This is a genomic window from Janthinobacterium sp. GW823-FHT01H08 (assembly GCF_058797855.1).
Map to the genome: position 1 here is coordinate 5,550,918 of NZ_CM179504.1, position 13,945 is coordinate 5,564,862.

12 protein-coding genes are annotated in these 13,945 nt (G+C 63.9%); 1 reads left to right on the top strand and 11 read right to left on the bottom strand.

What is annotated here, in order from left to right; all coding sequences use genetic code 11:
- Positions 1-37 precede the first annotated feature (37 nt).
- The 5 genes from AC3RCG_RS24900 to AC3RCG_RS24920 form a co-directional block, all read right to left on the bottom strand.
- A complete protein-coding gene (locus AC3RCG_RS24900) occupies positions 38-2,989 on the bottom strand; it encodes a ribonucleoside-diphosphate reductase subunit alpha (RefSeq protein WP_492402329.1) in 2,952 nt (983 codons plus the stop codon).
- Between the two features lie 391 nt (positions 2,990-3,380).
- Entirely contained in the window at positions 3,381-3,992 is a 612-nt protein-coding gene (gene ampD, locus AC3RCG_RS24905) for a 1,6-anhydro-N-acetylmuramyl-L-alanine amidase AmpD (protein ID WP_070310136.1), read from the bottom strand.
- Entirely contained in the window at positions 3,970-5,049 is a 1,080-nt protein-coding gene (locus tag AC3RCG_RS24910) for a sigma 54-interacting transcriptional regulator (RefSeq protein WP_070288602.1), read from the bottom strand. The genes ampD and AC3RCG_RS24910 overlap by 23 nt, the downstream gene beginning before the upstream one ends.
- 119 nt (positions 5,050-5,168) lie before the next feature.
- Positions 5,169-5,423, bottom strand: coding sequence for a PP0621 family protein (locus AC3RCG_RS24915; protein ID WP_070218586.1), 255 nt, complete (start codon positions 5,421-5,423; stop codon positions 5,169-5,171).
- Complete coding sequence (locus AC3RCG_RS24920; protein WP_070218587.1) at positions 5,420-6,223, bottom strand: cytochrome C assembly family protein; 804 nt, start codon at positions 6,221-6,223, stop codon at positions 5,420-5,422. Before AC3RCG_RS24920 ends, AC3RCG_RS24915 begins: the two co-directional genes overlap by 4 nt.
- Positions 6,224-6,554: 331 nt before the next feature.
- Between AC3RCG_RS24920 and AC3RCG_RS24925 the strand changes: the two genes are divergently transcribed.
- The gene (locus AC3RCG_RS24925; protein ID WP_141749858.1) at positions 6,555-7,094 is read left to right on the top strand and encodes a hypothetical protein; all 540 of its coding nucleotides are present in this window, start codon (positions 6,555-6,557) and stop codon (positions 7,092-7,094) included.
- A gap of 69 nt (positions 7,095-7,163) precedes the next feature.
- Here the strand turns inward: AC3RCG_RS24925 and AC3RCG_RS24930 are convergent, their stop codons facing one another.
- From AC3RCG_RS24930 to AC3RCG_RS24955, 6 genes are all read right to left on the bottom strand, one after another.
- Positions 7,164-8,153: an ABC transporter substrate-binding protein gene (locus AC3RCG_RS24930; RefSeq protein ID WP_373632506.1), complete on the bottom strand. Its 990-nt coding sequence runs from the start codon at positions 8,151-8,153 to the stop codon at positions 7,164-7,166.
- Positions 8,154-8,344: 191 nt separating this feature from the next.
- Positions 8,345-10,339, bottom strand: a complete 1,995-nt coding sequence (locus tag AC3RCG_RS24935) for a MacB family efflux pump subunit (RefSeq protein ID WP_070218589.1) — start codon at positions 10,337-10,339, stop codon at positions 8,345-8,347.
- A 5-nt stretch (positions 10,340-10,344) separates the two neighbouring features.
- A complete protein-coding gene (locus AC3RCG_RS24940) occupies positions 10,345-11,532 on the bottom strand; it encodes an efflux RND transporter periplasmic adaptor subunit (RefSeq protein WP_070218590.1) in 1,188 nt (395 codons plus the stop codon).
- 91 nt (positions 11,533-11,623) lie between these two features.
- Positions 11,624-11,965: a DUF3325 domain-containing protein gene (locus tag AC3RCG_RS24945; protein WP_070218591.1), complete on the bottom strand. Its 342-nt coding sequence runs from the start codon at positions 11,963-11,965 to the stop codon at positions 11,624-11,626.
- A complete protein-coding gene (locus AC3RCG_RS24950) occupies positions 11,962-13,659 on the bottom strand; it encodes a PepSY-associated TM helix domain-containing protein (protein WP_492402328.1) in 1,698 nt (565 codons plus the stop codon). Before AC3RCG_RS24950 ends, AC3RCG_RS24945 begins: the two co-directional genes overlap by 4 nt.
- Positions 13,656-13,937 carry a hypothetical protein gene (locus AC3RCG_RS24955; protein ID WP_083287002.1) on the bottom strand — a complete coding sequence of 94 codons (282 nt, stop codon included), beginning with the start codon at positions 13,935-13,937 and terminating at the stop codon, positions 13,656-13,658. The genes AC3RCG_RS24950 and AC3RCG_RS24955 overlap by 4 nt, the downstream gene beginning before the upstream one ends.
- Between the last annotated feature and the right edge of the window lie 8 nt (positions 13,938-13,945).

The window sequence follows — 13,945 nt, forward strand, 5'->3', positions numbered from 1 at the left end:
GAATCAGCCCAGAAGTTCTGGGCTGACAACTAAAATCTTACTGGCAGGCTTCGCACTCTTCGAAACCGTCATCACCGGGACGCAGATAGCAGGCTTCGCCATCGGCGTCATCCGCCGCCGCTGCCACTACCGGCGCCACGGTCACTGCTGCTGCCGCCACAACGGCTGCCTGGGCGCTCTGTGCGCTGGCCGACATGCCGCCGTCGACTGCCACGGCGTTCAGCGCGCCCGTCTTGGAAGTCGATTTCTCCATGTGGGTGGCGGCGATGGTGCGCAGGTAGTAGGTGGTTTTCAGGCCACGCAGCCATGCCAGCTTGTAGGTCTCGTCGAGTTTCTTGCCCGAAGCGCCAGCCATGTAGATGTTCAGCGACTGGGCCTGGTCGATCCACTTCTGGCGACGCGAAGCCGCTTCCACCAGCCAGCTTGGCGACACTTCAAAGGCGGTGGCGTAGATGTCGCGCAGGTCTTGCGGGATGCGGTCGATCTTCACCAGCGAGCCGTCGAAGTATTTCAGGTCCGAGATCATGACTTCATCCCACAGGTCGCGCGCCTTCAGGTCGCGCACCAGGTAACCGTTGATCTCGGTGAATTCGCCCGACAGGTTCGATTTCACGTACAGGTTCTGGAACGTCGGCTCGATACAGGCCGAGACGCCGATGATGTTCGAAATCGTCGCCGTCGGGGCGATCGCCACGCAGTTCGAGTTGCGCATGCCGAACTTGGCGATGCGCTCGCGCACCGGCGTCCAGTCCATGGCCGACGAGGAATCGACTTCCAGGTAACCGCCGCGCTCTTCGGCCAGCAATTTGACCGAGTCTTGCGGCAGGATGCCGCGGTCCCACAGCGAACCGGCGTACGATTCATAGCGGCCGCGCTCTTCGGCCAGTTCCGTCGACGCCAGGTAGGCGTAGTAGCAGACGGCTTCCATCGAGGTGTCGGCAAACGACACGGCGGCGTCCGAGGCGAACGGCACGCGCATCATGTGCAGGCAGTCCTGGAAGCCCATGATGCCCATGCCGACCGGACGGTGGCGCATGTTCGAGTTGCGCGCCTTGCCGACGGCGTAGTAATTGATGTCGATGACGTTGTCCAGCATGCGCATGGCGGTGCGGATGGTCTTGGCCAGCTTGACGTGATCGAGCTTACCTTCCTTCATGTGCGCCGGCATGTTCACGGAACCGAGGTTGCAGACGGCGATTTCGTCAGGGCCCGTGTTCAGCGTGATTTCCGTGCACAGGTTCGAGCTGTGGACGACGCCGACGTGCGACTGCGGGCTGCGGATGTTGCAAGGATCCTTGAACGTGATCCATGGGTGGCCCGTTTCAAACAGCATCGACAGCATCTTGCGCCACAGGTCCAGCGCCGCGATCTTCTTGAAGACGCGGATTTCGCCGGCGGCGGCCTTGGCTTCGTAGCCCAGGTAAGCCTGTTCAAAAGCCTTGCCGACCTTGTCGTGCAAGTCAGGCGTGTCCGACGGCGAGAACAGGGTCCAATCGCCTTTTTCCATGACGCGCTTCATGAACATGTCGGGAATCCAGTTCGCCGTGTTCATGTCGTGCGTGCGGCGGCGGTCATCGCCCGTGTTCTTGCGCAGGTCGAGGAATTCCTCGATGTCCATGTGCCAGGTTTCCAGGTAGGCGCAGACGGCGCCCTTGCGCTTGCCGCCCTGGTTGACTGCCACGGCCGTGTCGTTGACCACTTTCAGGAACGGCACCACGCCTTGCGACTTGCCGTTGGTGCCCTTGATGTGGGCGCCCAGGGCGCGCACCGGCGTCCAGTCGTTACCCAGGCCGCCGGCGAACTTGGCCAGCAGCGCGTTGTCCTTGATGGCGTCGTAGATGCCTTCGAGGTCATCGGAGACGGTGCTCAGGTAGCACGACGACAGCTGCGAGCGCAGGGTGCCCGAATTGAACAGGGTCGGGGTCGAGCTCATGAAGTCGAACGAGGACAGCAGGCTGTAGAACTCGATGGCGCGCGCTTCGCGGTCCGCCTCGTTCAGCGCCAGGCCCATGGCCACGCGCATGTAGAACGCCTGCGGCATTTCGATGCGCACGTCCTGGATGTGCAGGAAGTAGCGGTCGTACAGGGTTTGCAGGCCGATGTAGCCGAATTGCAAGTCGCGGTCGGCGACGATGGCTTTGGCCAGGCGCTCCAGGTCGAAACTGGCGAGCACCGGATTCAGCAGCTCGGCGGCGATGCCCTTGGCGATATATTGCGGGAAATACGTCAGGTATTCGGCGGCGGCGGCCGCTTGCGGCACTTCCTTGCCGAACACTTCCTTGCGCACCGTGTGCAGCAGGATGCGGGCCGTGACCTGGCTGTAGGCCGGGTCTTTTTCCATCAGCGCGCGCGCCGCCAGGATGGCCGACTTGTGCAGCTCTTCGACGGGCACGCCGTCGTACAGGTTCTTCACCGTTTCAGCCAGGATGGCGTCGGCATCGACGTGCTTTTCCAGGCCGGCGCAGGCGGCGTTGATCAGGTCGCGCACTTCCTGCATGTCCAGCAGGCGGCGCACGCCGTTGTCGGTGACATTTAATTGTGGTGCGGAAACTTGTGCGGACGCGCCTTGCGCTTCCTTCTGCAGGCGGCGCTCTTCCATGTGCTTGGCGCGGTACAGCACGTAGGCACGCGCCACGTCGTGCTCGCCCGAACGCATCAGCGACAGTTCCACCTGGTCTTGCACGTCTTCGATATGGAAGGTGCCGCCGCCCGGATGGCGGCGCACCAGCGCGGCGACGACGCCGTCCGTCAGTTGCTCCACCAGTTCGCGGATGCGTGCCGAGGCGGCGCCCTGGCCGCCGTTAACGGCCAAAAACGCCTTGGTCATGGCGATGGCGATCTTCGAAGGCTCAAATGCCACCACCGCGCCGTTGCGGCGGATGATGCGATAGTCGCCCAATGCCGCGCCCGTGCTCGCCACGCTGTTGGCCGCGCCTGGCGCTGGCGATACTGGCGTTGGATGGATGGAAATATCTTGTGGTGATTGCATTGAAGCTCCCGTTGTCAGCTAAAGTCAGCCTGCAGTTTTGCTGCCGCGTGTGTTGTTGAATAGAACGCCCGATGGTCAGGGTTTTTTCAGGTATTTGTTGCTAAATAGTAAATTTATAATGCATAAAACAGGTCAGTATCCATAGCGCCACACCGTACTGCCCGGCTGGCGCGAAACACGATCAAGGGTGATAAACCGCCAGTTCCAGTGCTTTATCAGCAATCTGGGTAGCTTTGATAATAATTCTGAAAACGTCTGTGATGGCACTAGATATAGTCTTTACATCCAACTTCTGCACTAATTGTAGTGCCCATCGAAGGGCGATGCAATAGTTTTCCAGCATCCGCCGGCGTAATTTTTTGTATTTTCATATACGATTTCGGTTGACTTTTCAGGGCATGGATGGAAAGCCCAATCCCCGCGAAGTAAGCGCTAACGCAGGCTGCCCGCGCAGGGTTTCCAGCCAGCACTCTTGATAAAAATGCCAGTCAAAAAACGGCCCCGGATCCGTCTTCCTTCCCGGTGCGATATGCTCGTGGCCGCGCACATGGGACAGCCCGTGGCGCGCCACCAGCGCCGCCGTCAGCGCCGCCAGCACATGGTATTGCCGCCGCTGGAAAGGCACATCGTCCGCGCCCTCCATTTCGATACCGATGGAATAGCCATTGCACTGCGGGCGTCCTTCGAACACGGACGCGCCCGCATGCCAGGCACGTTGATCAGTAGAAACATATTGCAACAACGCACCATCGCGCCGCACAAAAAAGTGCGCCGACACCTGCAAGCCACGCAGGTCGGCGAAAGAAGGATCGGCATTATAATCTACCCGGCCCGTAAACAAGTCCGACACATGCGGCCCGCCAAAGCGGCCACCCGGCAAGCTGATGTTATGAATCACCAGCAAGTCGACTTGCGCACCGTCCGGACGCGCATCACAGTACGGCGAGTCATAGCGCAGCGCGCCGTCGCACCAGCCGTCTTCATCTATCGTCCATCCGCTCATCAAGTAATGCTTCCTGTATCGTCAATTTCTGCATGCGGTAACGCAACTGGCGCACGCTCAGGCCCAGCTGACGCGCCGCCCGCGCGCGGTGATAACGCGCCTGGACCAGCGCCTGCATGATCATGTCGCGCTCGGCCTGACGCAAATACACGTCCAGCGGCAGGACCGGGCCCACGCCATATGCCGCCATGCCGGGCAGGCACAGTTGCCGTTCCGGCAAGTCCGGCAATGCCGGCGCCGCCCGCAACGGCATGCTGCCCGGCGCGGATGGCAAGGCCAGCCCGTCGAGCGCGATCACGCCGCCGTCGGCAAAGGCCAGCGCCCGCTCCAGCACGTTTTCCAGTTCGCGCACATTGCCGGGAAACGCATACGCGGCCAGGGCCGCCAGCACGGGCGGCGCCAGGCTCACGGCCCGGCGTGGCGACAGGCGCGCCAGGATCACCTCACATAATACCTGCAGATCGCCGCGCCGTTCGCGCAACGGCGGCAGCGCCAGTTCGATCACATTGAGGCGGTAAAACAGATCCTGGCGAAAGGTGCCGGCGGCCACGCCGCGCGCCAGGCCATGCTGGCTGGCGCACAGGATGCGCACATCGACGGCTTCGTCGGCACTGCCGCCCAGCTTGCGCACGCGGCGCTCCTGCAGCACGCGCAACAGTTTCACCTGCATGGCCAGCGGCAGGTCGTCAACTTCGTCGAGCAGCAGGCTGCCGCCATGGGCCGCCTGGAACAAGCCCTGGCGCTCGTGCAGCGCGCCCGTGTAGGCGCCCGGGCGGCAGCCAAAGAATTCCGCTTCCATCAGCGCTTCGGGTATGGCGCCGCAGTTGACGGCGATAAACGGGAAGCCGGCGCGCGCGCCCTGCGCATGGATGGCGCGCGCCGCCAGTTCCTTGCCCGTGCCCGATTCGCCGCGGATGGCCACCGGCGCGCCGCAGCGGGCGATGCGGCTTATCTGCGCGCGCAGCGCCTGCATGGGCAAGGAATTACCGCTCAGTTGCGGCGCCGGCGGCATGCCGGTGGTGGTCACGGTCTGCTGGCTGGTGCGGGGACTGGACATGGGAGCGCGCCTTTCTGCAATGGCGGTGGCGAACCGCCTGCTGCAGATGCTACGCCGGACGAATGCCGGAGGTCGTTACGATACGGATGAGCAACGCGCGCGAAGCTGCGCGCTTGCCCTTACACGGTGGCGTGCGCGTGGCTGCAGTAATCGTGACCCTTGGCCTGCACGTTTTCCGAGGCCGGATAGTAGACGCCGCAATGGGCGCAGCACAGCATCAGCTCGGCATCGGGCAATTCCTGCGGCCGGCCCGGCGGCGCAAACGGATTCGGCGGCTGCTGCGCGCGGGCGCGCTGCTGCATGCCCCGGATCTTGCTGCGGATAGCAAACAGCACCAGGAACACCAGCGCCAGCCAGAATAAAACACGTGTCATGCGAATCCTCGGTGTAAAACCACTTCCAGTACAAAACGGCTGCCGACATAGGCCAGCAGCAAGGTGGCGAAACCGGCCAGGGTGAAGCTCAGGGCCGTCTTGCCGCGCCAGCCGCGAAAGCGGCGGCCCGCCAGCAGGGCGGCAAACAATAGCCACGACAGCATGGTAAACACGGATTTGTGATCCCAGTTGAGCGCCTTGCCAAATAATTGCTCGGAGAACACGATGCCCGACAGTACGGTCAGGCTGAGCAAAATAAAACCGAGGCCAATCATGCGGAACAGCAGCTTTTCCATCGTCAGCAAGGCTGGCAGCTGGTCCAGCGCGCTGCCGATGAAGCCGCGGCTTTCACTGCGCGTATGCAGCCGCGATTCCTGCAGCGCCATCAGCACGGCGTGAAAGGCGGCGATCGTCAAGGTGCTGTAGGCGAGCACGGCCACGGCGATATGCCAGCCGAAGACAGCCGACTTGCCTTCCATGCTGACCTGGCTGCCGGGAAAGGCCCAGGCCAGGCCGATGGCGATGACGGCGCTGGGCATGACCATGCGGCGCAGTCCGTCCAGGCTGAAATTGCGGTTCTCTATCCAGTAGGCGCCGACCGAAACCCATAGCGCGGCCGACAGCATGGCGGAAAAACCGAAGCGCAAGGTGCCCGGCGCCATCAGGTCGAACCACAGGGTGGCGGCGTGCGCCAGCCAGGCGACGCCGGTCAGGCCGGCAATGAGCCGGGCACGGGACGAGGGAAGCACCGCGCACGCCGCATACAACAGGGCGGCGATGAAAAAGAAATAGATCTGCATAGTTTAAGTTTACACCATAGCCGGCAAGCGCGATTCAAGCGACAGTATGGGCTGCAGGCAATTCGCCACCAGCCGATACCGCAAGCCTGCCATGATATCGTGCCTCGGGCGCGGCGGGGTGGCGCACCCTCAAGATTTCGGCAATCTTTCCTTCCATGTACGGTCGCCGCGTCGCGGCCACGTTGCCATCTGGATGAGCCAGCCCTATAATTATGTCCATAGAGCAACAATCTTTCACTTTTCGCCACCTGCCCCCATCGCCATGTTTTCTTTCAAAAAAATTTCCTGGACCTGTCTGCTGCTGGCCGCCTGCACTATATTAAGCGGCTGCATGAAAGATGCGCCGTCACAATCCACGTACGAAGAGTATTTCCGTACCTCGATCCAGGGCTATGACCTGTACAAGGAGTACTTCGACATCGCGAAGCTGGAAAAGCTCAATGGCTGGAAAGAGAACGAGCAATATGAAATCAAGGGCTCGGCCGTGCTGCGCGCCAAGGTGAGCTACCTGGAATTGCTGGCCGACGTGGCCGACAAGCTCGAAGCGCAGGCCAAGACGGACGGCTCCGTGGGCATGACCATGGGTTTGGGCCTGATGGCGCGCGGCATGGGCGGCGAAAACAAGGTGTTCCGCGAATTCTGGACGCAGCAGCAGGAAAAGAAGGCGATTCCCGCGCCGCTGCTGGCGCGCCAGGCGGCGATGACGGCCGAGCGTTTCGAGAACCTGCTGCAATGGTCAGACCAGCTCGTGCAAGACAATTACGGCGCCATCATCAGCCGCCAGCTCAAGAAGGGCGATGAACTGACGCGCATCTACACCTTGAGCTTCCGGCAGACGGAAAAAGGCTGGATGGGTTTTAACGCCCGCTAAGGCCACGCCTCCACAAAAAAAACCTCCGCGCCATCGCTGGCACGGAGGTTTTTTACATGGTTGCCTGATTTACTTCACGTTCAGGCTCTTTTTCGCCTGCTCCAGCAAGTCCGTCTTGACCCAGTCCTTGGCCACAGGCGGTTTCGTCATGCGGCCCACGCCCGTTTTCACCATCACGTCCGTGGTGACCTGGATATGCTCGGGCGAGATGTCGTACGAATACGGCGAATTACTGATCGCGTCGTCGAAGTCATCCTTCGTGATCTGACCGCGGAACACGACTTCACGCACATACTTTTCCGCCGTCGCCTTGTTGTCGATAAAGGTTTTCGTCGCTTCGACGAAGCAGCGCATGAATTTTTCCGCCACGGGACGGCGTTCCTTGTAGAACTTTTCCGTCATCACCATGGTCCGCACGGGCTCGCCGATCGGCGTGTCGTACGGTTTGATGACTTCGGTGCCAAAGCCCTTGTTGATCGCCTGCGACGATTGCGGCTCCGACTGCATCATGGCGTCGATATTCTTGCCCATCAGCGCCTGGTTCAAGTCGGCGTAGGCGAGGAACACCAGCTGCACGTCCTTGCCCTTGGTTTCCGAATACGTCAGGCCCGCCTGCGACAGCTCGGCCAGCAGCAGCACTTCCTGGATGCCGCCGCGCGTCACGCCCACGCGCTTGCCCTTGAGTTCCTTGACGCTGGCGATCTTTTGCCCGGCGCCCGCCACCAGGCGCGCGCCACCCTTGGCAAAACCGGCCACCACATAGATCGGCGCGCCGCCGGCGCGGCCGGAAATGGCCGCTTCGGATGCCGTCGCGCCCACGTCCAGCTCGCCCGCGATAATCGCCTGCATCACATCGAGGCCCTTGGCGAAGACATGCTCTTCGACCTTGATGCCGCACTTGGGCGCGATTTCCTTGATGTACGACACGGCGCCGTAATGGGCGAATTTCAAGTTACCCAGGCGCACGACTTCCTGCGCCTGCGCCTGCACGGCGCCCATGCCGAACGCCAGCATGAGGGCGGCGGCAATACCGGTCTTCAAGGTTGATTTTTTCTGCATCGGGTTCTCCTGTGGTGGTTGGTATGTGCCCGCAAGGGCACAGCTATGCGAAACACGGCTTCTTATTATGGGGAGATAGTACCGTGTGTTGAGTCAGGAGCAATCTTTTTTATGGAAAGCCTGCCTTGGCGCTGTTGCAGCAGCGCAAAGACAGGCGAATCCGGGAGCAGCAAGCCCGGCTGCATGAAGCGTTACTGTCCCGCCAGCGCCACCACCGGATCGAGTCCCGACGCCTTGCGCGCCGGCATGAAGCCGAACACCAGCCCCGTCACCACGGCGCAGGCAAAGGCCCCGGCGATGGCGCTCAGGGAAAAGATCACCGGCACGTCCCAGACCAGCAGCAGGCCTGCCACCGTCACGCCGACCACGATGCCGGCCACGCCGCCCACCACCGACACCAGCACGGCTTCGGTGAGGAACTGGCGCAGGATATCGCGCCGGCGCGCGCCCGTCGCCATGCGGATGCCGATTTCGCGCGTGCGCTCGCGCACCGTCATCAGCATCACGTTCATGACGCCGATGCCGCCCACCACCAGCGAGACGGCGGCGATCAGGCTGAGCATCATGGTCATGTTGTCCTGCGTCTTGGCTTCGGCGGCGATCGACGCGGCCGCATTGCTGATGCCGTAGTCGCGGATGCGGTGGCGCTCGAACATGGTGGCGTCGACCGCCGCCTCCACCTCCGTCACGCGCTTGACGTCGTCCACGGCCATCACCGTGTACGTCGGCTCGCGCTGGCCGAAGACGCGGATGCCGGCCGTGGAAAACGGCAGCAGCAGCACGTCGTCTTCATCCTTCTCGCCCGTCAGCGCGCCTTTCGCGCTCATCACGCCGATCACCTGGAACGGCACGTTGCCGATCAGGATGCTCTGCCCCACGGGGTTGGGCACGTCGGGCATCAGCTTTTCGGCCAGGTGCGCGCCCAGCACGGCCACGGTGGCCATCTCGCGCTCGTCTTCCTCGGTAAAGAAACCGCCCTTGGCCACGGGCCAGGTCTGGATCTGCGGCAGGGCCGGCCCCGTGCCGCGCACATAGGTCTGCACGTCGAGGTTACCGTGGCGTATCACCTTGTTGCCCGTGACATTCGGCAGCACGTGGGAAATGCCCGGCACGTCCTTGAGCGCATCGAGGTCGGCCAGGGTGATGCTGCGCCCGGGGATGCGCGAGCTTTCGCCGCGCGACGCCATGTACAGCAGGTTCGAGCCGAAGGCGCCCAGTTGCGCCATCACTTGCTGGCGCGTGCCCAGGCCGATGGCCAGCATGACGATCACGGAAGCGACGCCGATGACGATGCCCAGCAAGGTCAAGCCCGTGCGGAAACGGTTGATCCACAGCACGCGCCAGGCGGCGCGCGCCGCGTCGAGCAATTCCGTGCCCAGCGACGCGCCCGTGTCATGGGCGGCGCGCGACATGTCCAGCGGCGGCAGGGCCGTCGATGTGGCGGGAATGGCGATGGCGCCCGAGTCCGCGATGATTTCGCCGTCGCTGATCTCGATCACGCGGCGCGCCTGGGCCGCCACCTTGCGGTCATGCGTGATGAGGATGATGGTATGGCCCGCGTCGGCCAGTTCGCCCAAGAGGGCCATGACTTCGGCACCGCTGCTGCTATCTAACGCCCCCGTCGGTTCATCGGCGAGGATGATGCGCCCGCCATTCATCAGGGCACGCGCGATCGACACGCGCTGCTGCTGCCCGCCCGACAATTGATTCGGCCGGTGGTCGAGCCGCTCGCCCAGGCCCAGGCGCTTGAGCAGCGCTTCCGAGCGGGCGTGGCGGGCCGCGGCCGGCATGCCCGCGTACAGGGCCGGCACTTCCACGTTTTCGCGCGCCGATTCGGTGGCGATCAGGTGATACCCCTGGAAGACGAAACCGAACGCTTCGCGCCGCAGCCACGCCAGTTCATCGGGATTCAGGCTGGCCACGTCCTGGCCGGCGAAGCGGTAAGTGCCGTCGCTGGGCCTGTCCAGGCACCCAAGCAAGTGCATCAGGGTCGATTTGCCGGAACCGGACGCACCGACGATGGCGACGAATTCGCCGGCGCCAATCGACAAGGTCAGACCGCGCAGCACTTCCACGGCCGGCGCGCCATCGTGGCCGCCGTAGCGCTTGCGGATGCCTTGCAATTCAATCAACGGCGCCGCTTGGTCCGGCTGTCCCGCTTGTCCCAGCGACGCGGCCTCACTCATGGCACTCATAGCTGGAACCTGCTGCTGCCGCTGCCGGCCGGCTGTTCGCCCGTGACCAGCAATTCGCCTTCGCGCAAGCCTTGCAGCACTTCCGCGCTGAGGCGGTTGCGCACGCCCACGGTGACGGCGCGCGTATCGACCTTGCCGTCCGCATCCATCACGCGGGCCGTGAACTGCCCCGGCTTGGCGCCTTCTTCCGTCGATGGTTTCAGGGCCGGCAAGGGCACGGCCAGCACATTGTTCGCCGCGGCCGTGACAAACACCACTTGCGCCGTCATCTGCGGCATCAATTCGCCATCGGCGTTATCGACGTCGAACAGCACGGTATACAAGATCACCTTGCTGGTCGACGGCGCCAGGGCCGTGCCGGCGGCGGCACCACCGGGCACCGGCGGCGCGGGCAGCACTTGCCGCACCTTGCCGCTCCAGCGCCGCTGATCGCCGCCCAGGGTGGTGAAGTAGACGGGCATGTCCGGGCGCACGCGGCGCACGTCCGCTTCCGACACTTCCGTCCATACCGTCATGGCCGACAAATCGGCGATACGCAGAATGTTCGGCGTCTGGTAGGTGGCGTTCAGGGTTTGCCCTTCCTTCGCGTCCAGGCCCACGACCTTGCCGGCCATGGGCGCGTAGATGCGCGTATAGCCGAGGCGCGCCTCGTCCGCCTTCAGGCTGGCCTGCGTCTGGTCGATCTGCGCCTTCAGGTGGTCGATCTTGGCGCCGGCCGAGGCCAGGGTGGCTTCGGCCGTCTCCAGGTCGGCCAGCGGCGTCGAATCGAACTTGGCCATCTGCTTCTGGCGCACGTGCTGCTGGCCCGCCAGGCGATGCTGCGCCTGCTGGTCGGCCAGCTGCGCGCGCAAGCCCGCCAGCGCGGCACGGCCCGCGTCGACCGTGGCTTGCTGCACGCTGGGGTCGATCTCTGCCAGCAACTGGCCTTTTTCCACGGCGCTGCCGGGCTGCACGTGCAGGCGCGTGATCTGGCCCGACACCTGCGCACCCACGTCGACATAGGTTTGCGGCTGCAGGGTGCCGATGGCCGTGACGCTGGCCTCGATATTGCCGCGCTTGACGGGCGCCGTGTCGAACACGGTTTTCGGACCGCGCGTTGCCCATAGAAAGCCGGCGCCGAACAGCGCCAGCAAGACCACGCCGCCGAGGATGCGGGCGCGGCGCGAAGGCAGGCGGGCCGCCATCAGGAAGCCGCCTTGCGGTTACAAGTACAGTAAAACGGTGTCGCCAAACGTGAAAAATACATCGGTCTATCCTTGAAAATAGCGGTGGACATCACCGCAGGAACGTCACAAGACCTGCCAGCGCGGCGACGGCTGCCAGCAGGGAACTACGCAACAGCAATCGGGGCGCATATGGCAGCAGCAGGGCCACCAGCAGCGCGCCGGCCGAAATGAACCCCAGCCAGGCGACGACGCCGACGGTGGCGCTCCAGCCGGCCACGCAAGGCCAGATGGCCAGCGCCAGCAGGACGGCACCCGCCAGCTGCAGCGCGCGCCGCACGTTCGGCGCCGCGTCCCTGCCCCAGACCTGGCCATGGTGGCGGTCCATCGCCAGGGAGAGGCTGGCCATGCCCGCATACGACAGGCCTAGCGCGCACAGGATGGTGTTAATCATGACTGTCCTTCCGTAGTGACGTGCAGGCTGACCGATGGTGTTTCCTTGCTTGCCGTCTTTTTGAGCGGTTTTTCCTTGCGCTGGTGAACTTTCCACGCGCCCCAGGCGGCCAGCAGGCCGAAGGCCATGCTGGCCAGCTCCACGCCGGCGCTTTCCCAGTCGCCGCGCGCGATCTGCGCCGCCAGGTTGTCGCCCGTGCTCAGGACATTGAGCACCGGCAGCAGCAGGCACAGGGCGGCCAGCAAGCCCAGTTGCTCGATCCACGCGCGCTTTTCCGCGCGCACGCAGGCGTGCACGAGCATCAAAAACCACACGCCGAAGAAGGCGCGCACTTCCCAGCCGGCGCGGTGCTCGAGGCCGACGGGGATCAAACGGTTCGCCCACAGGAAGCCCACGCAGGCGATGGACAGGCCGGCAATCGCCGCCACGTTCAGGCATTCGATGACGCGGTAGACGCGCTGCGTGTAAGCGCCGAACTCGCCGCCCGACTTCTGGCGGCGCTTGACCATGAACATGATCGCGCCCGTGCCCATCATGGCCGTGCCGGCCAGGCCGCAGAAGAAGTACAGCCAGCGCATGGGCGTGCCGCCAAAACCCACCATGTGCAGATTCGACATGACGGAGCGCGTCAGGCCCGCGCCGCCCGTGTCGGACGCTCCGGGCAGGCGCAAGGCGGTCTGCTCGCCCGTGGCCAGCGCATAGCAAGCCCTGCCCGTGTTGGCGCTGATGCGTTCCATCGTGTCCGTCTCTTCATTCCAGCCGTACATGCACACGCGCATGGAGGCGTCGTTCGGATTGTCCAGCACCACGGCGCGGATTTCCTGGCCGATGGACTGTTCGGCGCGCAGCGCGAACGCTTCCAGCGCGGGAATGGCCAGCGGCTGGCCCGTCTTCACGGGTTTGCCCGCGTCGTTCCAGTCGCTCAAAAAGGCTTTCTTGGGATTGTCCATGCCGTATTGCGCGGCCACGGGGGCCGGCACATAGTCATCGCTGAAGAATGACAGGCCCGTGTAGGCGATCATGAACTGGAACGGCAAGGTCAGCACGGCCACGGCGTTGTGCGCGTCGAGCCACGAGCGCTGGCCCTTGGCCGGGCGGAAGGTGAAGAAATCCTTGAAGATGCGCTTGTGCGTGATGACGCCGCTCACCAGCGCCACCAGCATGATCATGGTGGTGATGCCGACGATCCAGACGCCGATGCGCCCCGCGTGCAGCTCGTAGTGGAAATCGACGAAATGGTGGCCGCCGATGGTTTCCCGTTCCGTTGCCTCGCGCGCATGTTCGATGACGGCGCCCGTCAGCGGATCGAGCTCCGCCGAGCCATAGCCGCCGCTGGGCTGGAACCAGTAGGCGGACAGGCCGTGGCCGGGACGCTGCACGGGCCAGATTTCCCACATGTCCGCCTTCGGATGTTCCTTGGCCATGAAGTCGAGCGCCAGCTCCAGGCGGTGGCCACGGTCCGTGACCTTCGGCAACGGCGGATCGTTCGCATGCGCCGCTTCTTCCAACGCGTGTTCGGGCGTCATCCAGTGCCCGATCGGGTCGTCGAAGACGGCCAGGGTGCCGGTCAGGAAGATGGCGAACAGCAGCCAGGAAATCCACAGGCCGCTCCACGTATGCAGCCAGGCCATGGCCTGGCGCAGGCCGCCCTGCTGCGGCGTTTTCACCACTTTGTCTGCCTTGACGGCGTTCATGCGGCACCCCGCGACAGCAGCAGGCCGATGCCGCCGCACAGGATCGCTGGCAACAGCATGCCCAGCCAGGCGCGGCGCAGGTCCTGCACGGCAAAGACCCAGATCACGGCGCAGGTGTAGACGACAAAGGCGCTCAGGGTCGCCGTCAGCACGGCTTCGGCGCGCGACAGCGGCAGCACGGCCGCCAGCAGCACGGCCACGCCGGACGTGAGCGCATAGCCGCCAAAGACGGCGGCAAGCACGCGCGAAAACAACATCATGTTGGCCGACTTCATCATCGCGGCAC

Bases quoted from the DNA above. Each gene is read 5' to 3' on its own strand.
- AC3RCG_RS24955 (WP_083287002.1), bottom strand. From the start codon at position 13,937: ATGATGAAGTCGGCCAACATGATGTTGTTTTCGCGCGTGCTTGCCGCC.
- AC3RCG_RS24925 (WP_141749858.1), top strand. From the start codon at position 6,555: ATGAAAGATGCGCCGTCACAATCCACGTACGAAGAGTATTTCCGTACC.
- ampD (WP_070310136.1), bottom strand. From the start codon at position 3,992: ATGAGCGGATGGACGATAGATGAAGACGGCTGGTGCGACGGCGCGCTG.
- AC3RCG_RS24910 (WP_070288602.1), bottom strand. From the start codon at position 5,049: ATGTCCAGTCCCCGCACCAGCCAGCAGACCGTGACCACCACCGGCATG.
- AC3RCG_RS24915 (WP_070218586.1), bottom strand. From the start codon at position 5,423: ATGACACGTGTTTTATTCTGGCTGGCGCTGGTGTTCCTGGTGCTGTTT.
- AC3RCG_RS24940 (WP_070218590.1), bottom strand. From the start codon at position 11,532: ATGGCGGCCCGCCTGCCTTCGCGCCGCGCCCGCATCCTCGGCGGCGTG.
- AC3RCG_RS24935 (WP_070218589.1), bottom strand. From the start codon at position 10,339: ATGAGTGAGGCCGCGTCGCTGGGACAAGCGGGACAGCCGGACCAAGCG.
- AC3RCG_RS24930 (WP_373632506.1), bottom strand. From the start codon at position 8,153: ATGCAGAAAAAATCAACCTTGAAGACCGGTATTGCCGCCGCCCTCATG.
- AC3RCG_RS24900 (WP_492402329.1), bottom strand. From the start codon at position 2,989: ATGCAATCACCACAAGATATTTCCATCCATCCAACGCCAGTATCGCCA.
- AC3RCG_RS24920 (WP_070218587.1), bottom strand. From the start codon at position 6,223: ATGCAGATCTATTTCTTTTTCATCGCCGCCCTGTTGTATGCGGCGTGC.
- AC3RCG_RS24950 (WP_492402328.1), bottom strand. From the start codon at position 13,659: ATGAACGCCGTCAAGGCAGACAAAGTGGTGAAAACGCCGCAGCAGGGC.
- AC3RCG_RS24945 (WP_070218591.1), bottom strand. From the start codon at position 11,965: ATGATTAACACCATCCTGTGCGCGCTAGGCCTGTCGTATGCGGGCATG.